We start from the raw sequence: 24,347 nt of genomic DNA, 5'->3' as shown, positions 1-24,347 counted from the left end.
GCCCGCTGTCGACACGTCGGATGACATCGGTCAGCACCGCGCCGGTCCGCGCGCCGGGTCGCCGCAGCATGAAGGCATGGGCCATCTCCGGGTACTCGTACAGGCGGCCGAGCGCGGTAGGCGGCAGGGGCCGAGAGCACTACTTCCGCCATTCGCCAGGTACCCGGCGAATGGCGGATTACCGTACGTAAGCGTGACCATCGTTCGGGTTACCTCCGTGGCGCTCGGCGCCATTCTGGCCCTGCCCGCCGTCGCGATCACGCCACCGGCGCGGACGGCCGCGGCGCCGTACCTGCCCTGTCCGGCGGTGAAGCCGCCGACGCCGGCACCGGCCGTCCCGTCTCCGCCGCCGGTCGACCCCGCGCAGCGCGCGGTCGGCGGCGAGGCCCTCGCGACCGCCGGGCTCGCGATCCCGTCCGGCGTGCCGAAGGCGCCGGCGGTGACCGCCACCGCGTGGCTCGTGGCGGACCTCAAGACCGGCGAGGTCCTGGGCGGGTGCGGGCCGCACGAGCGCCGGACGCCGGCCAGCGTGCAGAAGCTGCTGCTCGCCGCCACGCTGATGCCCCGGCTCGACCCGACGCAGGAGGTGGAGGTGGCGCGGTCGGACCTGCTCGACCTCGACCCGGAGAGCTCGCTGATGGGAGTACGGGCGGGCGGCCGGTACGCCGTCGAGGACCTGTGGCTGGGGTTGTTGCTCTGCTCGGGCAACGACGCGGCCAACGTGCTCGCCCGCCTCGGCGGCGGCAGCGCCGGGAGGCAGGGCGGCGTCGACGCGATGAACGAGGAGGCCCGCCGGCTGCGGGCGTACCAGACGCACGCGGCGACCCCCTCCGGTCTCGACGGCCCCGATCAGTACACGAGCGCGTACGACCTGGCGTTGATCGCGCGGGCGGCGTTCGCCCGCGAGGACTTCCGGCGGTACATGGCGACCGAGGTGGCGCGGATACCGGCACGCTCGGGAAGCCCGGCCCTCGAGATCACGCACGACAACACGTTGCTCGGCCACTACCCGGGCACGCTCGGGGGCAAGACGGGCTTCACCGACCTGGCGCGGCAGACGTACGTCGGGGTGGCCGAACGCGACGGCCGGCGGCTCGCGGTCACCCTCCTGGGCGCGGAGACCGCTCCGCTGGGCAGTCTGGGTGAGGCGGCGGCGCTGCTCAACTGGGGTTTCGCGCTTCCGCGTGGCGCGTCCGTCGGCCACCTGGTGGCACCGGAGGAGAAGAAGTACGACCAACCCGTCGTGCCGGTCAAGGGAGAGCGCGAGGAGGAGACGGCCGGGCCCACCTCGTTGCTGCTGCCCGTCGGCCTCGGTCTCGGCGGCGTGTTCGTCCTGACCGTCGCCCTGGTGGTGATCCCGTGGCGGCGCAGGGCCGGCCGATCGAAGTCCGACCGGCGGTAAGGGCCGCGCCGAAACGGCCCGCCGGGGTGGCCGGCGGGGCCGGGTGTGCCGGCTGCGACCCGGGCATGTCAGGATCCGCGCATGCGTGCGGTGATCTTCGACGACTTCGGTGCCCGGCCCGAGGTCCGCGATGTTCCCGATCCGGTACCGCCGCCGGGGGGCGTGGTGGTCCGGGTGGAGGCGACCGGGCTGTGTCGCAGCGACTGGCACGGCTGGCAGGGGCACGATCCCGACATCCGCCCGCCGCACGTGCCCGGCCACGAGTTCGCCGGCGTCGTCGAGGCGGTCGGTGCCGGCGTACGTGCGTGGCGGCGCGGCGACCGGGTGACCGCGCCGTTCGTGTGCGCGTGCGGGCACTGCCCGGCATGCCTCGGCGGTGACCAGCAGGTGTGCGAGCGGCAGACCCAGCCGGGCTTCACTCACTGGGGATCGTTCGCCGAGTACGTCGCGGTGCACGACGCGGACGTCAACCTGGTCCGGCTCCCCGACGATTTGGGTCACCCGGCCGCGGCGGCCCTCGGCTGCCGCTTCGCCACGGCGTTCCGGGCGGTGGTGGCGCAGGGGCGCGTCGCCGCCGGCGAGTGGGTGGCCGTGCAGGGCTGTGGCGGCGTCGGCCTCTCCGCCGTGATGATCGCCGCGGCGTGCGGCGCGCAGGTCGTGGCGGTGGACGTCTCCCCCGCCGCCCTGGAGCTGGCCCGACGCTTCGGAGCCGCGGTCTGCGTGGACGGCAGCGCCCTCACCGCCCCCGGCGCGGTGGCCGCCGCCGTTCGGGAGGCCACCGGCGGCGGCGCCCACCTCTCGCTGGACGCACTGGGCAGTCACGCCACCTGCGTCGCGTCGATCGAGAGCCTTCGGCGGCGCGGGCGGCACGTGCAGGTCGGGCTCCTGCCCACCGCTCAGGGGCGTCCGGCGCTGCCGATGGATCTGGTGATCGCGTACGAGCTGGAGCTGCGCGGCAGCCACGGCATGGCGGCGCACGCCTACCCGGAGCTGCTGCGGCTGGTCAGCGCCGGCGTGCTGCGCCCCGCCGACCTGGTCACCCGCACGATCGGCCTCGACGAGGCGCCCGAGGCGCTGAGCACCATGGACCGGCCCGGCTTCGGCGGAATGTGTCTCATCCGGCCCTGGTGATCGCGCCGGTCCGCCACCTGAGCCGGGCGAGCGCGGGGGCGGGTGCCGACGTCCGGGGCCGGGTTCACACCGACATCGGCGGTGGTCCGACGTAGCCGCTGCTCCACCGGAACCGGTTGCTCGGCTGGGCGTACTCCTCGATGATGTGCGCGATCCAGCCGGCCGTGCGGGCGATCGCGAAGATCACCTCGGCGGCGCCGGGGCCCATGCCGCTCGTGTGCGCCAGCACGGCGAGGGCGAAGTCGACGTTCGGCCGGCTGCCCCGCCGGACCGCGGTGCTGATCAGGGCGTCCACGGCGCGGCGCAACTCGCCGGGGGCGGGCAGCGGAGTCACCAGGTCGAGGAGAGCGGCCGCGCGCGGGTCGCCGTCCGGGTAGAGCGGATGCCCGAATCCGGGCAGGCCGCCGGTGCGCAGCGAGTCGGCGATCGCGGCCGCGACCCCGTCCCGCAGCGCCGACTCGATCATCCGGTGGACCGTCCCGCCCACGGCGCCGTGCAGCGGCCCGTCCAGCGCGCCCAGGCCGGCCAGCACTGCGGCGTACGGATTCGCGCGGGTCGAAGCCGCCACCCGTACCGCGATGGTCGAGGCGGCCAGGTCGTGATCGGCGAGCAGGACGAGTGCGGCGTTGAGCGCCCGAAGGCCCTCCGCGGTCGCCGGCTCCCGGGTCAGCCGGGGCCACAGGCGGGCCGCCAGGCTGTCGTCCGCGGCCGCATGCCCCGCGAGGGGCAGCGCGTCGACCATGGTGGCCAGCAGGCCGGGCGCGAGCGCCGCCACGGTGGCCGGCGCCAGGTCGAAGCGCAGCGGATCCATCGCGGCCGCGAGCGCGACGACCACCAGAAGCCGGTCGAAGGTCCGGGCGTGCTCCGGCAGGTGGGCGCTGGCTCGTCTGGCACCGTCGATCGACTCCGGAGCGGCCACGAAGCTCTCCCCGCGCCGCTCCCCGGTCCAGAGCCACCGGGCGATCTCTTCGAACGGGGTCACCGGGGCGAGCTTCGCGGCGTCGACGCCCCGGTAGTGGAGCCGCCCGTAGGCGATCAGTGTCGTGGCGGTGCGCATCGTCGCGGCGGTGTCCCGATCCGGCCGCGTCGCCTGGGTGCGGGCGGCCAGCCGCTCGACGTCGGCCAGCCGGAAACGGCTGATCCGCTCGCCGGGAACCTTGACGCGGGCAAGCAACCCTCGGCTGACGTACGCGTAGATCGTCTCTGGCTTGATACGCAGGCGATGGGCCACCTCGGCGGTCGTCAGCAGCTGGTCGTCCGGCATGTGGCCATGCTCTCATATTGACTGGATCAATGTTGACCGGGTCGTCGATGAACGTGAGGCTGCCCGCATGGCTGACACCACCATCACCGTTCCCCGGGGCCTCGCCGGCGTCGTCGTCACCGACACCACGATCGGCCGCGTCCGTGGCCGTGAGGGCTTCTACCACTACCGGCAGTACTCGGCGATCGACCTCGCCGAGCGCCGCACGCTGGAGGACGTCTGGGCGCTGCTGATCGACGGGTCCCTACCGGCGGAGCCGAAGGCTCTGCATCGGGAGATCGCGCCGCTGCGGCACGTACCGCCGGCGGTCGCCGCCGCGCTGCCCGGCATCGCCGCCGCCTGCTCCTCACCGGATCCCATGGGTGGGCTGCGTGCCGCGCTCGCGGTCGCCGGGCTCGCCGCCGGCGCCCGCCCGCTCTACGACACGTCGCCGGCCGAGCGCCGGGCGCAGGCCATGACGCTCTGCGCGCTCACGCCCAGCCTGCTCGCGGCGCTGTACCGTCTGCGGGCCGGTCTGGAGCCGATCGCGCCGCGCGACGACCTGCCGCACGCCGCCAACTACCTGTACATGATCAGCGGCGAGGAGCCGTCCGAACCGCAGGCGCGCGCCATCGAGCGTTACCTCATCGCGACCGTGGACCACGGCTTCAACGCGTCGACGTTCACCGCGCGGGTCATCGCCTCCACCGGCGCCGACCTGTACGCGTGTATCGGCGGCGCGCTCGGCGCGCTCTCCGGCCCCCTGCACGGCGGCGCCCCGAGCCGGGCCCTCGACACCCTCGACGCCATCGGTTCCGTCGACCGGGCCGACGCCTGGTTGCGCGCGCGCATCCTCGGCGGTGAGCGGATCATGGGATTCGGGCACCCGATCTACCGGACGGAGGACCCCCGGTCCCGGATGCTCAAGGGGATCGCGCGGGAGCTCGGCGGAGACCTGGTGGACTTCGCGGTGGCGGTCGAGGAGCGGGTGCTGTCGCTGCTGGCGGAGCTCAAGCCCGGCCGGGAGCTGCACACCAATGTGGAGTACTACGCGGGCGTCGTCATGCACCTGTGCGGCCTGCCCCGGGAGATGTTCACGCCCACCTTCGCGACCAGCCGGGTAATCGGCTGGTGCGCGAACGTGCTGGAGCAGGCGGAGGACTCGAAGATCATCCGGCCGGACTCGCGGTACGTGGGTCCCCGCGCGCCGCAGCCACTGCCCTGATCAGCACCGCTCGACGACCGACCGGCGGAGTTCCGGTTAGCGACCGCGCGGCCCGGCTCGCTCCAGTAGTTTCGGATTGGGCCGGCCGCGGGCTCCGCCGCCGTCGCCTTCGCGGCGGCCCGACCACCGGCCGGGCATCGTGAGATCCGGCTGGCGTAGGAGCGGACACGGGGGCGTCGACATGGGGCACAAACACGCTGGAGCGACCGCAGCGACGCAGGGTTTCCGGCACGGCGGCCACGTCTACATGCAGACGAACGAGACACGCAACGCCATCGTCCACTACCTGCGCTCCGCGGACGGCATCATCACCGAGGTGGAACGCGTCCCCACCGGCGGTGCCGGCTCCGGGACCTTCAAGCCGATCAGTGGCCAGGAGAGCGCGCCGAACGCGTTCGAGGGTGCCGGTAGCGTTCTTCTCACGCCGGATCGACGATTCCTCTTCACCACGAACGGTGGCGACAACACCGTGACCAGCTTCAGTGTCGGCAGCGACGGCCGCCTCACGGTGGTGGATCGCACGTCGACCGGAAACCCGGTCACCGGCCGGAGCGGCACGGCCAAGTCCCTGGCGTACGTACCGTCGATCGGCACGCTCGTCGTACTGCACTCGTTCGGGCCGGACCACGTGCGTCTGATGTCGGTCGACGGTGCCGGGAAGCTCAGCCTGCGGCTGGACCGGTACACGGTGAACACGCCGGACAAGCCGAATCGGGTCGCCACCATGGCGACGCTCTCGCCGGATCAGCGGTTTCTCTTCGTCGGCACCACGTTCGACCAGCCGCCCACCGCGAACCCGGACGGGTCGGCGATTCTCTGGGTTCCCGGGCCCGACGGCAAGCCGAAGTCGATCGCGTCGAACGAGCCCGATCCTGACGGTCTCATCGTCTTCCCGGTGCTGCCGGACGCCACCCTCGGCCAGCCCTCGCTGTACGACGCGAACGGCGGCTCCCCGTTCTTCATCGCCTTTCTGCACAACCAGCCGGACACCTTCGTCATCGGGTACGCGGTGGGCGACGGCATCGCGAAGGGCACCATCGACGACAACGGCCGGGTGAGCATCGGCCGGCCCGTGCAGATCGACACGAGCGCCGGCAAGCCCTCCGAGCTGTGCTGGTTGTCCATCTCCCCCGATGACCGGTGGGCGTTCGCCACGAACTTCGGATACAGCGGCATCAGCAGTTTCCGCATCGACGGGCCGGAGCCGGTGGTGGCCCGTGATCCCGCGTGCCCGAGGGTCCCGGGTGACGGCACCTTCAGGGCACTCAACGGCACGGTCAGCAGCGGCCCGAGCTGCAGCTGGCTGACCCCGGACGGGGCGTACCTCTACCAGATCTATGGGAACGCCTCCAAGCTGATGGGATACACCGTCCAGCCGGACGGGTCACTCGAAGAGTTGACGAGCATGCCGATCCCCCACAACAGCCCGCAGGGTCTGGCCGGCGTCTGACCCCCAACACGCGCCCGCCCGCTGGAAAGGCAGCCTATTTAACCAGGTATGCCCGATAAATTCGCTTCCGTCGCCTTATCGTGGGCTGCGGGCGCCGGAAGCGCCCGGTTCCAGCGCGGTACGGGTCGACGTCAGGGGACGAGGACATGCATCTCACGCCGAGGGAGCTGGAGAAACTACTCATCCTCTCGCTGGCTCAGATCGCTGCGGCGCGCAAGGACCGCGGACTCAAGCTCAACTATCCCGAGGCGGTGGCCGTGGTCACCGCCGCCGCCCTCGAGGGGGCGCGGGAGGGGAAGTCGGTCGAGGAGGTGATGCATGCCGCCAGTCATGTCCTCACCCGGGCCGACGTGATGGACGGAGTGGCCGACATGGTGCCGATGGTCCAGGTCGAGGCGGTGTTCACCGACGGCAGCCGCCTGGTCACTGTGCACGCGCCGATCCAGTAGCCGCGCACCGGGTGGGCAACGAGGAATGGGAGGCAGCGGATGGCAAAGGATTACAGCCGGCACCCCGGACCCACCGCGAAACACCGGTGGCCCATCGGCGGGTACGTCCTGTCGGACGAACCTCTGGAGCTGAACGCGGGCCGGCCGACGATCCAGATCGAGGTGCGCAACACCGGAGACCGTCCGATCCAGGTCGGCTCGCACTTCCACTTCTTCGAGACGAATCGAAGCCTGGAGTTTGACCGGGCGGCGACCTTCGGTTGGCGGCTGGACATCCCGGCGGCCACCTCCGTCCGTTTCGAGCCGGGCGACCGCAAGACGGTCCAGCTCGTACCCTTCGCCGGCCGACAGCGGGTGTACGGATTCAACGGCCTGGTCAACGGATGGACCGGCACCGGCCCCACACCGGGCTACCAGCCGGACCGGCCAAAGGCACTCGAGCGGGCCCGGAGCCGAGGCTTCCGATCCACCTCCGACGGATACACCGCGACCTAGACACAGCCGGACCAGGGGGCCGCGGACCGCGGCCGGGAGCAGAGTAGATGAGTCAGATATCCCGGCAGGAGTACGCCGGACTGTACGGCCCGACCACCGGCGACAAGATCCGGCTGGGCGACACGGAGCTCTACATCGAGATCGAGCGCGACCTGCGAACGCTGGGCGACGAAGCTTTGTACGGCGGCGGGAAGACCCTGCGCGACGGCATGGGCTCCAGCGCCGAGTTCACCAGCGCGAACGGCGTCGTCGACCTGGTCATCACCAACGTGACCGTCCTGGACGCGCTGCTGGGCGTGGTGAAGGCCGACGTGGGAATCAAGGACGGGCGGATCGCCGGCGTCGGCAAGGCCGGCAACCCGGACACGATGGCGGGGGTCACCCCGGAACTCGTTGTCGGTCCGGGCACCGACGCGATCTCCGGCGAGCATCTCATCCTGACCGCCGGTGGCATCGACACGCATGTGCACCTCGTGGCGCCACAGCAGGCGTACGCGGCGTTGAGCAATGGCATCACCACCATCTGGGGTGGTGGGACCGGCCCGAGTGACAGCTCCAACGGAGTGAACAGCACCCCGGGGCCGTGGAACCTGCACGCCATGATGCGCGCCTTCGAGGGCATTCCGATCAACATCGGCCTGATCGCCAGGGGCAACAGCTCCGGCCTCGGGCCGCTGGAGGAGCAGGTACTCGCCGGAGCCGCCGGGTTCAAGCTCCACGAGGACTGGGGCGCGACGCCACAGGCGATCCGGTCGGTGCTGACCGCGGCGGAGCGGTTCGACATACAGGTGGCGGTGCACACCGACACGCTCAACGAGAGTGGCTACATCGAGGACAGTATCGCCGCGTTCGAGGGCCGGACCATCCACACGTACCACACCGAGGGCTCGGGCGGCGGTCACGCACCGGACATCATCAAGGTGGCCGGCGAGATCAACTGCCTGCCGAGCTCCACCACACCCACCAACCCGTACGGCGTCAACAGCCAGGCCGAGCTGTTCGACATGATCATGGTGGCCCACAACTTCAGCCCGAAGGTCCCCTCCGACGTGGCGTTCGTGGAGAGCCGGGTCCGCGCGGAGACCATCGCGGCCGAGGACGTCCTGCACGACCTCGGCATCATCTCGATGATGTCCAGCGACTCGCAGGCGATGGGCCGGATCGGCGAGAACTGGCTGCGGATCATGCAGCTGGCCAGCGTGATGAAGGTGGCCCGGGGCAGGCTGCCCGAGGACTCGCCGGACAACGACAACTTCCGGGTGCTGCGCTACGTCGCGAAGATAACCATCAATCCGGCCATCACCCAGGGCATCTCGCACCTGCTCGGCTCGGTCGAGCCCGGCAAGATCGCCGACCTGGTGTTGTGGGAGCCGGCCTTCTTCGGCGCCAAGCCCAAGATGGTGATCAAGAACGGGATGATCCTCTGGTCGATCATGGGTGACCCGAACGCGTCCGTGCCCACTCCGCAACCCGTGCTCTACCGGCCGATGTTCGGCGCGTACGGCACCGCCCTGAGCGAGACCTGCGTGACCTTCATGTCACAGGCCGGCTACGAGGCCGGCGTCGCGGAGAAACTGGGTCTGCGCCGGCAGGTCCTGCCGGTACGCCGGACCCGGGGTCTGACCAAACGCCATATGGTGCGCAACGACGTCCTGCCGCACATCGAGGTGGATCCAGAGACCTTCGCGGTGAAGGTCGACGGCGTGCACGCCACCGTGCCGCCGGCCAGCACCCTTCCGCTGGCCCAGCTGTACTTCTTCAGCTAGTGAGCGCCACCCGGTCGGCCGCCCTCGCGGGCGGCGAGGCCGGGTGGGCACCGCCATCCCGCCAACCAGTCAATCCGCAGTGAAGGACGACGAGATGCTTGTCGAATCGGTACTCGGCAACGCGAACGAGCCGACCTGGCAGAACCGGCTCGGCGCGGTTCAGGTGGACCGCCTGATGCTCGACCAGTGGGAGGCGCAGAAGAACCGGTTGCGCAAGCACACTCGGGACGGCGTCGAGGTGGCGCTCTCGCTGGGCCGGGGAAACCGGCTGCGGGACGGCGATGTCCTGTACTGGGACGAATGCGCGGCATCGGCCATCGTGGCGCACGTCGAGCTGGGTGAGGTGATGGTCGTGGATCTCAGCCGGCTGGCGAAGGAGCCGGTCGAGCTGGGCCTGCGTTCGGCGGTCGAGTTGGGACACGCCATCGGCAATCAGCACTGGCCCGCGGTGGTGAAGGGAACCCGGATGTACGTCCCGCTCACCGTGGACCGGAAGGTGATGGACTCGGTGATGCGAACGCACGACCTGAGCGGCATCTCCCACAGCTTCGTGCCCGGCACCGAGGTCATCGCGTACCTCGCCCCACACGAGTCCCGCCGGCTGTTCGGCGGTGCCGACTCCACGCCACACTCGCACCTGCCCGAGGCCGTCGACTGATGACTCCGCCCGGGCCGACGATCCCGGCCGTCCTGCGGATCCTTCAGTTCGGGGACTCGATGTTCCCGGTCGGCGCCTTCGCATTCTCCGGCGGACTGGAGATGGCGGTGCAGACGGGTGTGGTTCGCAACCGAGCCGAGCTGGCGGAATTCGTCCGGACCGTCACCCACGTGGCGGCCACCGGGGACGGGGTGGCGTTGCTGCACGGTCACCGCGGGGCACTCGCCGGGGACCTGGACCTGGTACGCCGGGCGGACGAGGCCGTCCACCTCCGCAAGCTGTCCGAGGAATCTCGGACGATGACCCTGCGGACGGGGCGCAAGCTGGCCGAGGCGGCGGCGCGGATCGTCGGGGACTCGATGCTCGACAAACGGTTCCGGGACGCCGAGGCGGACGGCGTCGCGGTGACCTACCCGGTCGCGCTCGGGGCGCTCTTCGCGGGCCTCGGACTCAGCGAGCAGGACGCCTTCGCCGTTCACCAGTACGGCGTCGCAGCCACGGTGCTCAGCGCCGCCCTGCGGCTGATGCGGATCGGTCACCTGGACACCCAGGCGATCCTCTACGAGGTCAACACGACGGCCGCCGAGGAGTACCAGCGGGTGGCGGTCGTGGGTCTCGACGACATGTCCGCCTTCGCGCCGGTGGTCGACGTGCTGGCGGCAGCCCACGTCCAGGCGCATGTCCGCATGTTCATGAATTGACAACATCGTTTCGGGAGTGGCTATGAAGACGGTCAGTCGCATCGGCGTCGGAGGCCCGGTGGGCAGCGGCAAGACGGCGATCATCGAGGCGGTGGTTCCCCGTCTGGTGGAAAGCGGACTACGGGTCCTCGTGGTCACCAACGACGTGGTCACCACCGAGGACGCCAAGCATGTACGGCGGGCGCTCACCGGGGTGCTGGTGGCGGAACGGATCATCGGAGTGGAGACCGGCGCCTGCCCGCACACGGCGGTCCGGGAGGACCCGAGCATGAATCTCGCCGCGGTGGAGGACATGGAGGCCCGGTTTCCCGACAGCGACCTGGTGCTCATCGAGAGCGGCGGGGACAACCTGACCCTCACGTTCAGCCCCGCCCTGGTCGACTACTTCATCTACGTGATCGACGTCGCCGCCGGTGACAAGATCCCGCGGAAGAACGGCCCGGGCATCTCACAATCGGACATCCTGGTCATCAACAAGATCGACCTGGCCCCGTACGTCGACGCCGACCTCGAGGTGATGTCGGCCGACGCCACCCGGATGCGCGGCGACAAGCCATTCGTCTTCACCAACTGCAAGACCGGCGAGGGCATCGACGAACTGATATCGCTCATCCGGTACCACGCGCTGTTCGACCTGTCGGAGCCTGCCGGCCTCGGCCTGCCGGCCGCCGGCGGCCGGCAGGAGGCGCGGCGGGTAACGGCGTGACCACGCTGGACGACGCACCGGAACTGGCGCCGTACCGCGACGAGCCGGCCCAGTTACCCAGCGGAGCACCGGGCAAGGTCGGCCTGCTGCGGCTCGCGTTCGAACGGCGCGACGGGCGAACCCTCTTGGCCGACCTGTTCCGTCAGGCGCCCCTACTGGCTCAGCGTGCGCTCTACTGGGACCCAGCCATGCCCGAGATGGCCTGCCTGTTCATCATCTCCACTTCCGGTGGGACGCTCCAGGGTGACCGGTACCGGATCGACGTCTCGCTCGGCGAGGGCGCGCAGGCCCACCTGACCACGCAGGCGGCGAACAAGATCCAGGAGATGGACGCGAACTACGCCACCCAGGTCCAGCGGATCACCCTCGCCGACGACAGTTACCTGGAGTACCTCCCGGAGCCCACCATCCCCTACCGGCACAGCCGCTTCGTCTCCCACACCCACGTCACGCTGCCGGAATCCGCGACCGTCCTGTACGCGGAGATCCTGCTGCCCGGCCGGAAGCACCACCGCGACGGCGAGATGTTCCAGTACGACCTCTTCTCCTGCACTGTCCGGGCCGCCCGACCGGATGGGCCGGACCTATTCGTGGAGAAATACGTCATCGAGCCGGCGCGGTTCGGCGTTGAACGACGGGGTGTGCTCGACTCCTTTCACGTCTTCGGCAATGGTTTGTTGCTGACCTCGCCGGAGCGGGCCCGCCAGGCCGCGGATCAACTGCCACCCATCTGGGACGATGATCTTCCGCTCGTCGCCGGAGTCAGTCGGCTGCCGAACGACGCGGGGCTGAGCTACAAGGTTCTCGGGCGGGAGACAGAACCGGTCCGAGCCCAGATCCAGCAGTTCTGTGCGATCGCCCGGGCTGTGGCGGTCGGCCGCCTCGCGCCGTCGGCCTTCGCCTGGCGTTGACGCCGCGGGCTACTCCGGCATCCGCGAGGCCAAGGCGATGACGAGCAGGAGCGGCGCGATCAGCAGCGCCGGCGCCCACACGGTCAGGTGGAGCGCGACCAGGGCGCCGACGGCCGCACCGGCCATGAGGGCCAGCAGGACCTGGGCCTTCGGCCGAAGGGTGTGCCAAGGGCTGCGGGCGGCGACTCCGCCGATCAGGCTCGTGAGGGTGCCGGTCAGGTAGGTGGAGGAGAGACCCGGGACACCGAAGCGCTGGATGGCGCTGCTCTGCACGCCGAGCGCGGTTGCCGACAGCATCAGCAGGACGAGATCGACGCGTTCCGAGTGGTCGGGAAGGTTGACCTCCCAGACGACGAGGAAGACGACGAACAGCAGGAGTTCCAGGATGAGCGCCCGGTTGACCTGGCGCGGCCACACCGGATCGTCCGGTTGCGCGGAGCCGGCGAGTCGGGCGCCCGCGAGGAGACCGGCGATGAAGCTCAGGATGGCGCAGCCGGAGGTCACGGCGAGTTCGGCGTCGCCCCGGCCCGCCGAGAGGCCCAGCAGGACCATGTTGCCCGTCATGACGCTGGAGAAGGCGCCGCCGAGGGAGAGGAAACCGACGGCGTCGGCGCTACCGGTCAGGAAGGTGAGCACGACGACGAGGGCGTGTCGTCGTCGCAGGAGATCGGCCGGCACCTTCGTGGCGGCGAGGGAGTCCTTGACGTCTCGCTCTGTTCTCGGCACTGTCGGCTGCCCTCCACAGATTGTTCTTCGTATACGCTTCGCGTGGACGTTCACGGAGAGGCGGTCGGGTTGGCTGGAGACCTGCGGGGCAAACTCGGTGCTCAACACCTGCCGCTACGCGACCAGGTCCTCGTCGCCCTGCGGACCGCGATCATCAACGGCGACTACCTCCCCGGCGAGCGACTCACCGAGGACCGGCTGGCCGAGGACTTCGGCGTTTCCCGTAACCCGGTCCGGGAGGCGTTACGGGTCGCGGAGGCGGAGGGTTTCGTCGTGATCCTGCCGCGACGCGGGGCGGTGGTCGCCTCCCCGAGCAGCGGCACCGTCGCGGACATGTTCGCCGTCCGCGAGCGCCTGGAGGCGTTGGCCGCCCGGCTGGCGGCCGAGCGGGCGACCCCGGCGGACGTGGCCGCCCTGCGGGAGCTGCTGAACGAGGGCCGCGAGGCGACGCAACGGCAGGACCTGCGCCGCGTCGCCGAGCTGAACAGCGCCCTGCACCTGCGGATCCTGCAGATCAGCGGGAACCCCTGGCTGTCGTCGATCGCCAAGGCGCTGTACCTCCATGTTCAGTGGGTCTTCCGGCTGGGTGCCGCGCAGCGGGCCCCGCACTCGTGGGCCGAACACATCCAGCTGGTCGACGCGATCGAGTCCGGTGACGGCGAACGGGCCGAGCTGGCGGCTCTGGCCCACCTCGGTGCCGCCTACGCGGCGGCGCACGAGAACGCCGAGGGCGGCTACCAGCGCTGACCCGTCACCGCCCGCAGGCGTAGCCCTGCATGCCGCGCGGGTTCGCCCCGGCCGCCAGCAGGCCGGTGCGGGGATCGCGGGTCACCGCACACAGCCGTCCCAGGCTCCACGGGTCGGAGAGCCGCACCTCGTGCCCGTACGCCCGCAACGTCGCCAGCGTGTCCTCGTCGAGGCGGTCCTCCACCACCAGCACGCCGGGCTCCATGCCGCGCGGGTAGAACGACGCGGGCAGGCTCATCGTGTGCCAGGCGGGCGCGTCGATGGCCTCCTGCAGCGACCGACCGCCGACCAGGTGGCGCAGCAGGAACAGCAGCTGCCACTGGTCCTGCTGGTCGCCGCCGGGGGTGCCGCACGCCATTACCGGCTCGCCGTCACGGAGCACGAGGGTCGGGCTGAGCGTGGTGCGTGGGCGGCGTCCGGGAGCGAGCGACGAGGAGAGCCCTTCCTCGAGCCAGAACATCTGCAGCCGGCTGCCGAGGGGGAAGCCGAGGTCCGGGATGGTGGGCGAGCTCTGCAGCCAGCCACCGCTCGGGGTCGCGGAGATCATGTTGCCCCAGCGGTCGACCACGTCGACGTGGCAGGTGTCGCCGCGGGTGACGCCGTCCGACTTGACCGTCGGCTCGCCCGTCGTGGCGTCGGTCGTGTCGACGAGGGGCCCCGCGCCCCGCCGGACGTGGCTCGACAGCCGTGGATCGGCCCCGTCGGGGCGCCCCGGCCGCAGCTCCGTCGACGCCCGATCCCCGATCAGGGCGGCCCGTTCCCGGGCGTACTCCCGCGACAGGAGCGCCTTCGCGGGCACGTCGGCGCCGTCGCCGTACCACGCTTCGCGATCGGCGAAGGCGAGCTTGAGCGCCTCGGCCTGGGCGTGGATGCCGGCTGCGGTCGACGGGTCGTACGCCGAGTCGTCGTCGAGCGCGTCGAGGATCGACAGGGTCTGCAACAGCACCGGTCCCTGGCCCCAGAACCCGGTCTTCGCCACCGTGTGGCCGTGCCAGTCGAGGGTGACCGGCTCCTCCCAGGTGGCGGAGTAGGCGGCCATGTCCGCACCGGTCACGAGGCCGGCGTGGGGGCTTCCGCTGGAGTCCTGGAACGGTTTCCGGCTGAACCTGTCGACGGCCTCGGCGACGAAGCCTTCCCGCCAGGCGCGGCGGGCGGCCTCGATCTGCGCCTCCCGGTCCGCGCCGGCCGACTGCGCGGCCTCGACCAGTTTGCGCAGCGTCTGCGCGTACGCCGGGTTGGTGAACCGCTCCCCCGCGGCCGGCGGCCTGCCCTCGCGCAGCCAGAGCTGCGCCGAGGTGGGCCAGTGCTCCTCGAACAGTTTCCGCACCGCCGCCACGGTGTCCCCGACCCTGGCGACCAGCGGGTGACCGGAGGCGGCGTAGCCGATCGCCGGATCCAGCACCTCCGCCAGCGGGAGCGTGCCGTGGTCGCGCAGCAGCAGGAGCCAGGCGTCCACGGCGCCGGGCACGGCCGCGGCGAGGGGGCCGGCGCCGGGGATGAGGTCCATCCCGAGCGACCGGAAGTGCGCGATGGTCGCGCCGGCCGGGGCCGGTCCCTGCCCGCACAGCACCTTCGGTGTCGGATCCTGAGCCGTCGCCACGATGGCGGGCACCTCGCCGCCCGGCCCGTTGAGGTGAGGTTCCACGACGTGCAGGACGAACCCGGCGGTGACCGCGGCGTCGAAGGCGTTCCCACCGCGTTCGAGGATCCCCATCGCCGCCTGGCTCGCGAGCCAGTGTGTCGACGACACCATCCCGAAGGTGCCCTGCAGCGTCGGCCTGGTGGTGAACGTCATGACAACACCTCATTCGTCTCTGCGGCCCGGACGTCGGGCCGCGTGCCGTCCGGCTGGACCAGGTGGCAGGCCGCCACGCCGTCCCCGAACTCGATCTGCGCCGGCACCTCCGTGGCGCACCTGTCGAACGCCAGCGGACACCGGGTACGGAAGCGACAGCCCGACGGCGGGTCCAGCGCGGAGGGCAGGTCGTCGCCGAGCAGCACCTGCTGGCGCTGCCGCTGGCGCTCCGGATCCGCCACCGGTGCGGCGGACAGGAGCGCCTGGGTGTAAGGGTGCGCCGGTCGCGCGAAGATCTGCTCCCGCGAGCCCTTCTCGACGAGCTGGCCGAGGTACATGACGGCGATGTCGTCGGCGAGGTACTCGACGGCGGAGAGGTCGTGGGTGATGAACAGACAGGCGAACCCGATGTCGCGCTGGAGGTCGGCGAGAAGATTGAGCACGGACGCCTGGACGGACACGTCGAGCGCGCTGGTGGGTTCGTCCGCGATGAGCAGCATCGGTTCGGAGATCAGGGCCCGGGCGATGCTGACCCGCTGGCGCTGTCCGCCGGAGAGCTCGTGCGGATAACGACGGGCGACCTCGGCGCGCAGGCCCACCCGGCCGAGTTCCGCGGCGACGCGCGCCTCCCGGTCACGCCGGGAGAGCCGCCGTCGGGACAGACGCAACGGCTCGGCCACGATGTCGCCGACCAGCATGCGCGGATTCAGCGAGCCGGCGGGGTCCTGGAACACGATCGACACGTCGCTGCGATGCCGGCGTAGCTGCCGGCGGGACAGGTGCGTGACGTCCGCCCCGGCGATCCGTACGACGCCCGAGGTGGGTTCCACGAGCCGCACCACGCAGCGGCCCACTGTCGACTTGCCGGACCCGCTCTCCCCCACCAGTGCGGTGACCCGGCCGCGGGGAATGGTGAGGGAGACGCCGTCGACGGCCCGGACCGGCCCGAAGTGCATCACGAGGTCCTCGAGTTCGAGGGCGTTCTCCTGCGGCGTCATGCGGTCGCCTCCTCGACGTGCGTCCGTGGGGCCGGGCAGGGGTGCCAGCAGGCCGCGACGTGATCGTTGATCGCGGGTCGCACCGCCTCCAGCGGCGGCGCCGCCTCCCGGCAGCGCGCGTCGGCCGCCGGGCAGCGGTCGGCGAACGTGCAGGCGTCCGGCTGGGTGGACAGGACCGGCACGAGACCGGGGATCTCCTGCAGACGCTGGGTGCCGGCGTGCACGCCCGGTGTCGGCGAGGCCGACAGGAGCCCGGCTGTGTACTGGTGGTACGGGAACGCGAACAGGTCGGTGACGGGTGCCCGTTCCACCACCCGCCCGGCGTACATGACGACGACACGGTCGGCGACGTCCGCGATCACGCCGAGGTCGTGGGTGATGATGAGGATGCTCGTGCCGAGCCTGTCACGCAGATCCCGCAGCACCTGGAGGATTCCGGCCTGCACCGTGACGTCCAGGGCGGTGGTCGGTTCGTCGGCCACCAGCACCTTCGGGCCGCACGCCACCGCCATCGCGATCATCACCCGTTGGCGCATCCCACCGGAGAGCTGGTGCGGGTAGTTGTCGACCCGCGTCGCGGCGGACGGGATGCCGACGAGGGACAGTAGTTCGACGGCGCGCGCCCGGGCCGCGCGACCCGACATCCGTTCGTGGACCTGGAGCACCTCCCCGATCTGGCGTCCCACGGTGAGCACCGGGTTCAGCGACGTCATCGGCTCCTGGAAGATGTACGCGATCTCCTTGCCGCGTACCCGGCGCAGCACCGACTCCCGCGTGCCGACCAGTTCGGTCCCCTGCAGTCGTACGGACCCGGTGACGCGGGCGCTGCCGGGAAGCAGCCCGGCGATGCTCATCGCCGTGACGCTCTTGCCGCAACCCGACTCGCCCACCATTCCGACGATCTCCCCGGGGGCGAGATCGAGGCTCACCCGATCGACCGCCGAGACGGTCCCGCCCTCGGTGCGGAAGGCGACCGACAGGTCACGCACCTCCAGGACGGGTGCTTCGACGGCGCTCGACGGGGTGCCGGTGCGTTCGGCCGTGGTCATCGCCGGTCTCCCTTCGGGTCGAGGGCGTCCCGCAGGGCGTCGCCGAAGACGTTGAACGCCAGCGCCAAGCCCATGATCACAACGCCGGGAAGGACTGCTGCCCACGGTGCGCGGGCGGCGAACTGCTGGGCGGTGGCGAGCATGGTGCCGAGGCTGGGTGCCGGCGGCTGGATGCCGAGGCCCAGGAACGAGAGCACCGCCTCGCCCAGGATCGCGACCGGGATGGCGACCGTGGCCTGCACGAGGATGACCGACGTGGCGTTGGGCAGGATGTGCCGGGCGAGCACCCACAGGTCGCTCGCACCGTCCACCACGGCGGCGGCGACGAAGTCGAGCGACTTGAGCCGCAGGGTGTCCGAACGCACCACCCGGATCACGCCCGGGATCTGCGCGATCCCCACGGCCACGGCGGCGTTGGTGAGGCTGGCGCCGCGGATGGCGGCCAGTCCCACCGCCATGATCAGAAACGGAAACGCGAGGAGCAGATCGGTGAACCGTGAGATGACCGCGTCCCAGGCCCGGAAGTACCCGGCGGCGAGCCCGAGTGGCACGCCGATCACCAGGGACGTGGCCACCGCGAGGATCGCCACCTGGAGAGAGGCCCGCGCCCCGAGCATGATGCGGGACAGGACGTCCCGGCCGAGGTCGTCGGTGCCCAGCACGTGCCCGGGGGTGCCCGGGGCAGCGAACGTGTGACCGAAGTCGGTCTGCTCGACGGCGTACGGCGCGAGCCACGGTGACAGCACGGCGATGATCGCCGCGAGCGCCAGCACGACGAAGCTCACGACGGCGAGCGGGTTCCGGCGCAGCCGGCGCAGGACCCGGGTTCGTCGGCTGAGGCCGGCCGGGGCGGCGTCCACGGTCGGAACGGTGAGGACTGTCATGCCGGGTCCCCCGTCACTCGGATGCGCGGGTCGATGACGGAGTAGAGCAGGTCGACCAGGAAATTGATCACGATGTAGGCGGTCGCGGTGAGCAGGACGACGGCCTGGATCACCGGGTAGTCCCGCTGGAAGACCGCGTCGATGGTCATCTTGCCGAAGCCGGGCAGCCCGAAGATCTGCTCGGTGACCACCGCACCCGATATGAGCCCGCCGAGTTGGAGGCCCACGATCGTCACCACCACGATGAGGCTGTTGCGCAGGGCGTGGTGGGTGATGACCGCTCGTGGCCGGAGTCCCTTCGCCTTCGCCGTCCGCACGTAGTCGGAGGAGAGCGAGTCCAGCATGGCCGACCGGGTCTGCCGCATGATGATCGCGGCGAGACCGGTGCCGAGGATGACGGCCGGCAGGATGAGGTGGTGCAGGTTGTCCACGGGGTTGTCCAGCAGCGGCACGAATCCGGAGGCGGGGAAGAGCCCCGTCGCCACGGAGAGGTAGAGGATCGCGAGCAGCGCGAGCCAGAAGTGCGGCACCGACAGCCCGACCAGCGCCAGGCCGTTGGCCAGCCACTCGGCGGGGTGCCCGCGGCGTACTGCCGCGAGCACCCCGGCGCCGACACCGAGCGCCGCGGCGAGGAGGATGGCGAGGATGGCGAGTTCGACGGTCACGGGCAGGGCGGTGGTGAGCATCGAGGACACCGGTATCCCGGTCCGGATCGACTCCCCGAAGTCACCCTGGGCCGCGCGCCCCACGTAGCGGACGAACTGGAGCGGCAGCGGCTGGTCCAGCCCGTAGTGGTGCCGGATCGCCTCCAGCGCCTCGGGCGAGCGGTCCTCCCCGGCCAGCGCGAGCGCCGGGTCGCCGGGGAGGGCGCGTACGCCGAGGAACACCACGATCGTCGACAGGAGCAGGGTCAGCGCGGACTGCCAGGCACGCGTGATCAGATACCGGGCCACAGTTGACCTACTTGGTGAATCCGGCGAAGGCCGCGCGGATCACGCCGTCGGGGAAGACCTGCAGACCCTGGATCTTGTTGGAGAACGCGGTCAGGTTCCGCTGCCGGTACAGGTAGATCAGCGCGTCGTCCTGCTGGAGGAGCGTCACCGCCTGCCCGTAGAGCTTCTTGCGCTCCTCGATGTCGCTGGTCTGGCGGGCCTGCGTCAGCAGGTCGTCGAGCTGCGGGTTGCTGTAACCGGCGACGTTCTGGCTGGCCCGGGTGCCGACGAAGTTGGTGATGTTGGCGTCCGGGTCGATGCGTCCGCTCCAGCCCAGCTGCAGCAGCTCGAAGTTGCCGCGGTCCTGCTCGTCGAGGAGGGAGGAGTACTCGACCGGGTTGATCTTCAGGTCGAAGCCACCCTCCTTGACCATGGCCTGCAGGGCCTGCACGAGGCGCAGCGTGTCGGGGGTGTTCGACGCGAGGATCGTCACCGGGTAGGGGGTCTTGACGCCGGCCTCGGTGAGCAACTGCTTCGCCTTGGCGGGGTCGTGCGTCGGACAGTTCTGCGCCTCGGGCGACGAGAACGGGCTCGCGGGTGAGATGGGCGAGCAGGCCTCGGCGTGGATGCCGTTGAAGACCGCCTGGACCAGCGCCTTCCGGTCGATCGCGTGCTCGAAGGCCTGCCGGATCTTCGCGTTCTGCGCGATGGGCCGGTCGATGGTCTTCGGCGCGGCGCCGACACCGTCGACGTTGCCGATGTTGAACGTGAGGCCCTGGTAGCCGAGGGACTGGGATTGCAGAACGGTGAGCGCGGAGTCCTGCTGCAGCGCGCCGACGTCCTGCGTGGAGACGCTGTCGGCGACCTGCGCGTCGCCGGAACGCAGGTTGGCGGCGCGGATGCTCGCGTCGCTGAGGATGCGCCAGGTGATGCCGTCGAGGTGCACCTTCGAGGCGTCGTAGAAGTTCGGGTCCCGCACGACCTCGATGGAGTTCTGCGGTACCCGCTTGGCGAACTTGAACGGGCCGACGCAGACCGGAGCGGAGGCGAAGTCGTCGCCGAGAGTCTTCAGCGCCTTCGGACTCATGATCATGCCGGCGCGGTCGGCGAGCGCGCCGACCAGGGGTGCGAACGGTTGCTGCAGCCGGATGACCACCGTGCGGGCGTCCGGCGTGTCGACGCCCGCGACCGGGCCGAGCTCGCTCTTGCGCGCCGAACGGGCGTTGCTCAGGTGCCGCTCGATGGTGGCCTTCACGGCGGCGGAGTCGAACTGCGTTCCGTCGGCGAAGCGCACGTTCTCGCGCAGCGGGATGGTCACGCTCTTGCCGTCGCTGCTGGTGGTGGGGAGCGCGGTCGCCAGCTGCGGTACGACCTGTGCCTTCTCGTCGACGTCGTAGAGCTTCTGGCACATGGCCTGGAAGACGTAGCGCGAGTAGAGGCTGCGCGACAGGGTCGGGTCGAGCGCGTCGGGTTCGGCGGAGAGCGCGATGACCAGGTTGCCGCCGTCGCGCACCGTGGCGGGGTCCGCCGGGGTGCCGAACGAGTCCTGGCCCGCCGACTGGTTTCCACCCGAGCCGGTGCCGCCCCCGCCTTCCGACACCGGCGAGCACGCCGCGACCGTGCAGGCCACGGCGACCGCGGCCAGCGCGGCCCGGAGTGGACGGAGTCTCGGCAGGCTCGGTTCACGGAAGGGGAGGTTCGTCATTTGAGAGCTCCTCAGGTGGGCGATTCGGGGAGCGTATGTTGTATACGAAGACTGCGCAAGACCTCCTTCGATGGCCACGCGGGCACTGAGCGTGCATGGCCAATCCCGGACAAAGCGGGTGACCAGAAGGGCGCTAGTCGCTCACCTTCTCCGCGGCCCGGCGTACGTCGTCGAGCAGGATCTCCATGTCCCGCCGGGTCGTGCGGTAGTTGAGCACACAGCCGCGCAGGGCGAAGCGACCGTTGACGGACGCGTTGGACAGATAGGAGCTGCCGGCCCGCTGCAGCGCCACCATGATGCGCTCGTTGAGGCGGTCGAGTCGCTGCTCGTCCGACTCGGACCGTGGTTCGTCACGCAGGGCCGGGGGCAGATAGCGGAAGCAGACGATGGAGAGCCCGACCGGGGCGACGAGCTCGAAGTCGTCGCTCGCGTCGACGAGTTCCCCCAGATGGCGGGCGCAGTCGAGGTTCGCCTCGATCGCCTCGCCCATCGCCCGGGAGCCGGCGTGGGCCAGCAGCATCCACACCTTCAGCGCCCGGAAACGCCGAGACAGGTCGGGGCCGTAGTCCCAGAACGCGAACGCCTCGGCGGACTCGGTCTCGGTGACCCGGGTGTAGTCGGCGTCGAGCCGGAAGGCGGCCCGCGCGGCCTCGGGGTCGCGGTAGATGAGACAGCCGCAGTCGGCGGGCAGGTAGAGCCACTTGTGCGGATCGAGCGCGATCGAGTCGGCCTCCGCCACTCCCTCGAAGAGTGACCTGGCCGACGGAGCCAGCCGGGCGAAGCCGCCGTAGCAGCCGTCGACGTGCATCCACAGCCCGTAGCGGCGGGCGACCCCCGCGATCTCGCGAAGCGGATCGACCGCGCCGGTGACCACGGTGCCCGCGTTCGCCACCACGCAGAACGGTTCAGCACCCGCCGCCCGGTCCTGCTCGATGGCCTGTACGAGCGCGTCGACGTCCATCCGGAAGCGGGCGTCGACCGGGATCTCGCGCACGTTGGCACGCCCGATACCGAGCAGCGCCGCCGCCTTGTGCACCGAGTGGTGGGTCTCGGTGGAGACGTACACGCGCAGTGGCGCGGGATGCGCGCTCGCGCCGTGCATGGCGACCGCGTCGCCGCAGTGACGGTGCCGCGCGGCGGCCAGCGCCGTGAAGTTGGCCATCGACCCGCCGCTGGTGAACAACCCGCCCGCGCTCGGATCGCAGCCGAGCGCCTCCTTGATCCAACCGATCGTGAGGTGTTCCAGCTCGGTGGGTGCGGGCGCCGACCGCCACGCGGGCAAATTCGCGTTCAAAGCCGACGCGAGGAAATCGGCGACCGCGGCGACCGCGGTGCCCGGCGCCGAGACGTACCCGAAGAAGCGCGGATGGCCGTTGTGCCGGCTCCCCGGCACTATCACCTCGCGGAAGACGTCGAGCAGGTCGGCGAAGTCGCGTCCGTCGACGGGCAGCGGTTCGGTCAGCCGCTGCTTCAGTTCGGCGGCGGAGGTACGCGGCGTGATGGGCAGGTCGCGGATCGACTCGGCATAGGCGGCAGCCCACTCCACGGCCGCCGTGCCCATGTCGCGGATCCGCGCACCCGAGGGATCCAGGGCGGAATCGACCCGGGACTCAGCAGGAGTGGTAGTCATGTCGCGCACAGTAGTACTCCGGCGGGGCAGTCGGGGGGCACCTGTTCCGCCCCGAGAACGTGGACCGCGCCCCGACGTGATCCCCGCACGACCGGCACTCCTCAATGGCCGGTCAGGTCGCAGGATAGGTGTCGAGCAGCCCGCACATACCGTGCCGGCCCCGCTCGTGCGGCTCGGCGAACTGGTGGACCACCGCGTCGGCCAGGTGTGCCACCTCCCCGCGGGCGAGCGCGTCAAGCTGGCGGCCGGTCTCGGTGGCCGCCCGCAGCGCGCCGCTCAGCCATCGCGCTCGCCAGGTGTCGACGAACGGCCGGACGAGGCGGACGGCAGCGGAGTGGAAGTCGCGCAGCGGAGCGAGGTCGCCGTTGTTCGCGGCCGCCCGTAGTCGCTCGAATCCGCGTACGGCGAGGTCACGGCGGGCGTGTGCGGCAGCCAGGTCGGTGCCGGGGGCTCCCCCGTCGGGCAGCGCGGTCGCCGCCGCGTAGGTCGCCGGGTCGGTGAGGTGCTCCGGTGGCAGGGTCAGCACGGCGTCACCCGCTTCCGGCAGGCCGCTGTTCTGCATCAGGACCACGATCTGCAGGTCGCCGTGGTTGACGAGCCGATGGATCGTGCCGGGGCCGAACCAGACGATGGCCCCGGGCCGCAGCGGGGTCTCGCGGTACCCGGCGAGGGTGAGGGTCTGCACGAGCCCGGCGCCAGCCACCACCACGTACGCCTCGGCGCAGCACAGGTGCAGGTGCGGTGTGCCGCCGACCTCCCCGTCGGGCGCGACGGTGTCGTAGACGCACAGCCGGGACACGCCGACCCCGCCGGGCAGGGGCATGGACGGCCCGGTGCGGTGAGCTGTCATCGGCTCGCCTTTCAGGTACGCCGGTGGGCCGTCTCCCACCTCCACCCGCGGTCAGCTGAGAGGCGGGACGCGGCGCCGCGCGGTTCAGATCGGCACGTTCAGTGGTTGGCGCCCGCGCCGAGCAGCCCGCGGATCTGTGTGGCGAGCCGGTCGAACCGCTCGTCCGACATGATCTGCGCGTAGTCCCGCTCGGGCGGGATGTCGACCGGGAAGGTGCGCACGATCCGGCCCGGCCGCGGGCTCATCACCTCGACTCGGGTGCCGAGGAAGACCGCCTCGGCGATGGAGTGGGTGACCAGCAGGACGGTGGTGCCGGTGTCGCGCCAGATACGGTTCAGCTCGGTGTTGAGCTGCTCGCGGGTCAGCGCGTCGAGCGCGCCGAACGGCTCGTCCATGAGCAGCACCGGCGGTTGGTGCAGCAGCGCACGGCACAGGGCCACCCGTTGCTGCATGCCACCGGAGAGCTCGTGCGGCAGCGCCTTCTCGAAGCCGGTCAGACCGGTGAGCGCGATGAGTTCGTCCGCCCGCCGGGCGGCCACCGACCGGTCCAGGCCGCGCATCTCGGCCTGGAGCAGGATGTTCTTGCGTACGCTGCGCCAGTCGAGCAGGGCCGGTCGTTGGAACACGAACCCGATGTCCTGCTGGGGCCGGCGTACGGGGCGGCCGAGCAGGCTCACCGTGCCGCTGGTGGGTGGCACCAGACCGGCGACGACCTTGAGCAGGGTGGACTTCCCGCAACCGGACGGGCCGACGATGGTGACGAACTCGCCAGGTTCGACCCGCAGGCTGACGTCGGTCACGGCGGTGGTCTGGGACCGTTTGGACTCGAACCGGACCGTCAGGCCGGTGATGTCGACGGCGGCGTCGGTCAGCGTCGACGTGGCGGTGGACATG

General features: G+C 71.0%; 23 protein-coding genes. 12 read left to right on the top strand and 11 right to left on the bottom strand.

Annotated features, from left to right (window positions below):
• Positions 1-193 precede the first annotated feature (193 nt).
• Both BXA10_RS18145 and BXA10_RS18140 read left to right on the top strand, forming a co-directional pair.
• Positions 194-1,402, top strand: coding sequence for a D-alanyl-D-alanine carboxypeptidase family protein (locus BXA10_RS18145; RefSeq protein ID WP_076471576.1), 1,209 nt, complete (start codon positions 194-196; stop codon positions 1,400-1,402).
• A gap of 81 nt (positions 1,403-1,483) precedes the next feature.
• The gene (locus BXA10_RS18140; RefSeq protein WP_076471575.1) at positions 1,484-2,533 is read left to right on the top strand and encodes a zinc-dependent alcohol dehydrogenase family protein; all 1,050 of its coding nucleotides are present in this window, start codon (positions 1,484-1,486) and stop codon (positions 2,531-2,533) included.
• Between the two features lie 64 nt (positions 2,534-2,597).
• Here BXA10_RS18140 and BXA10_RS18135 read toward each other — a convergent pair whose 3' ends face one another.
• Positions 2,598-3,797 carry a citrate synthase gene (locus tag BXA10_RS18135; protein ID WP_076471574.1) on the bottom strand — a complete coding sequence of 400 codons (1,200 nt, stop codon included), beginning with the start codon at positions 3,795-3,797 and terminating at the stop codon, positions 2,598-2,600.
• Positions 3,798-3,864: 67 nt separating this feature from the next.
• On the opposite strand from BXA10_RS18135, the gene BXA10_RS18130 reads away from it, so the two are divergent.
• The 9 genes from BXA10_RS18130 to BXA10_RS18090 all read left to right on the top strand — a co-directional run bounded on the left by BXA10_RS18130 (position 3,865) and on the right by BXA10_RS18090 (position 12,137).
• Positions 3,865-5,001 (top strand): citrate/2-methylcitrate synthase, encoded by a 1,137-nt coding sequence (locus BXA10_RS18130; protein WP_076471573.1) that lies wholly within the window; start codon positions 3,865-3,867, stop codon positions 4,999-5,001.
• 181 nt (positions 5,002-5,182) lie between these two features.
• Positions 5,183-6,451: a beta-propeller fold lactonase family protein gene (locus BXA10_RS18125; RefSeq protein ID WP_076471572.1), complete on the top strand. Its 1,269-nt coding sequence runs from the start codon at positions 5,183-5,185 to the stop codon at positions 6,449-6,451.
• A 146-nt stretch (positions 6,452-6,597) separates the two neighbouring features.
• Complete coding sequence (locus BXA10_RS18120) at positions 6,598-6,900, top strand: urease subunit gamma (RefSeq protein ID WP_076471571.1); 303 nt, start codon at positions 6,598-6,600, stop codon at positions 6,898-6,900.
• Positions 6,901-6,939: 39 nt separating this feature from the next.
• Positions 6,940-7,395: an urease subunit beta gene (locus tag BXA10_RS18115; RefSeq protein WP_076471570.1), complete on the top strand. Its 456-nt coding sequence runs from the start codon at positions 6,940-6,942 to the stop codon at positions 7,393-7,395.
• Between the two features lie 47 nt (positions 7,396-7,442).
• Entirely contained in the window at positions 7,443-9,161 is a 1,719-nt protein-coding gene (locus BXA10_RS18110) for an urease subunit alpha (protein WP_076471569.1), read from the top strand.
• Between the two features lie 94 nt (positions 9,162-9,255).
• Entirely contained in the window at positions 9,256-9,819 is a 564-nt protein-coding gene (locus BXA10_RS18105) for an urease accessory protein UreE (RefSeq protein WP_076471568.1), read from the top strand.
• A complete protein-coding gene (locus BXA10_RS18100) occupies positions 9,819-10,520 on the top strand; it encodes an urease accessory protein UreF (RefSeq protein WP_076471567.1) in 702 nt (233 codons plus the stop codon). The genes BXA10_RS18105 and BXA10_RS18100 overlap by 1 nt, the downstream gene beginning before the upstream one ends.
• 22 nt (positions 10,521-10,542) lie before the next feature.
• Positions 10,543-11,226 carry an urease accessory protein UreG gene (gene ureG, locus BXA10_RS18095; protein ID WP_076471566.1) on the top strand — a complete coding sequence of 228 codons (684 nt, stop codon included), beginning with the start codon at positions 10,543-10,545 and terminating at the stop codon, positions 11,224-11,226.
• Entirely contained in the window at positions 11,223-12,137 is a 915-nt protein-coding gene (locus tag BXA10_RS18090) for an urease accessory protein UreD (RefSeq protein ID WP_076471565.1), read from the top strand. The genes ureG and BXA10_RS18090 overlap by 4 nt, the downstream gene beginning before the upstream one ends.
• A 9-nt stretch (positions 12,138-12,146) precedes the next feature.
• Here the strand turns inward: BXA10_RS18090 and BXA10_RS18085 are convergent, their stop codons facing one another.
• On the bottom strand, positions 12,147-12,863 hold the full coding sequence (locus BXA10_RS18085) for a YoaK family protein (RefSeq protein ID WP_175649237.1): 717 nt from the start codon (positions 12,861-12,863) through the stop codon (positions 12,147-12,149).
• Positions 12,864-12,905: 42 nt separating this feature from the next.
• Here BXA10_RS18085 and BXA10_RS30945 point away from each other — a divergent pair, with 42 nt between their 5' ends.
• A complete protein-coding gene (locus BXA10_RS30945; protein ID WP_076471563.1) occupies positions 12,906-13,610 on the top strand; it encodes a GntR family transcriptional regulator in 705 nt (234 codons plus the stop codon).
• Between the two features lie 4 nt (positions 13,611-13,614).
• Here the strand turns inward: BXA10_RS30945 and BXA10_RS18075 are convergent, their stop codons facing one another.
• From BXA10_RS18075 to BXA10_RS18035, 9 genes are all read right to left on the bottom strand, one after another.
• Complete coding sequence (locus BXA10_RS18075; protein ID WP_076471562.1) at positions 13,615-15,405, bottom strand: gamma-glutamyltransferase family protein; 1,791 nt, start codon at positions 15,403-15,405, stop codon at positions 13,615-13,617.
• A complete protein-coding gene (locus BXA10_RS18070) occupies positions 15,402-16,403 on the bottom strand; it encodes an ABC transporter ATP-binding protein (protein ID WP_076471561.1) in 1,002 nt (333 codons plus the stop codon). The genes BXA10_RS18075 and BXA10_RS18070 overlap by 4 nt, the downstream gene beginning before the upstream one ends.
• Positions 16,400-17,452, bottom strand: coding sequence for an ABC transporter ATP-binding protein (locus BXA10_RS18065; RefSeq protein WP_076471560.1), 1,053 nt, complete (start codon positions 17,450-17,452; stop codon positions 16,400-16,402). Before BXA10_RS18065 ends, BXA10_RS18070 begins: the two co-directional genes overlap by 4 nt.
• On the bottom strand, positions 17,449-18,336 hold the full coding sequence (locus tag BXA10_RS18060) for an ABC transporter permease (RefSeq protein ID WP_076471559.1): 888 nt from the start codon (positions 18,334-18,336) through the stop codon (positions 17,449-17,451). Before BXA10_RS18060 ends, BXA10_RS18065 begins: the two co-directional genes overlap by 4 nt.
• Positions 18,333-19,289: an ABC transporter permease gene (locus tag BXA10_RS18055; RefSeq protein ID WP_076471558.1), complete on the bottom strand. Its 957-nt coding sequence runs from the start codon at positions 19,287-19,289 to the stop codon at positions 18,333-18,335. Before BXA10_RS18055 ends, BXA10_RS18060 begins: the two co-directional genes overlap by 4 nt.
• Positions 19,290-19,296: 7 nt before the next feature.
• Positions 19,297-20,973 carry an ABC transporter substrate-binding protein gene (locus tag BXA10_RS18050; RefSeq protein ID WP_076471557.1) on the bottom strand — a complete coding sequence of 559 codons (1,677 nt, stop codon included), beginning with the start codon at positions 20,971-20,973 and terminating at the stop codon, positions 19,297-19,299.
• A gap of 133 nt (positions 20,974-21,106) precedes the next feature.
• Positions 21,107-22,603, bottom strand: coding sequence for a pyridoxal phosphate-dependent decarboxylase family protein (locus BXA10_RS18045; protein ID WP_084752955.1), 1,497 nt, complete (start codon positions 22,601-22,603; stop codon positions 21,107-21,109).
• 112 nt (positions 22,604-22,715) lie between these two features.
• A complete protein-coding gene (locus BXA10_RS18040) occupies positions 22,716-23,453 on the bottom strand; it encodes a cupin domain-containing protein (protein ID WP_245828302.1) in 738 nt (245 codons plus the stop codon).
• Positions 23,454-23,551: 98 nt separating this feature from the next.
• A complete protein-coding gene (locus BXA10_RS18035; protein WP_139338033.1) occupies positions 23,552-24,346 on the bottom strand; it encodes an ABC transporter ATP-binding protein in 795 nt (264 codons plus the stop codon).
• Between the last annotated feature and the right edge of the window lies 1 nt (position 24,347).

The sequence above is a fragment of the Micromonospora avicenniae genome, from assembly GCF_900156065.1.
Classification (GTDB): domain Bacteria; phylum Actinomycetota; class Actinomycetes; order Mycobacteriales; family Micromonosporaceae; genus Micromonospora; species Micromonospora avicenniae.
The sequence above is the reverse complement of the archived record's forward strand: the minus strand, read 5'-3'. Positions and strand labels throughout refer to the sequence as shown.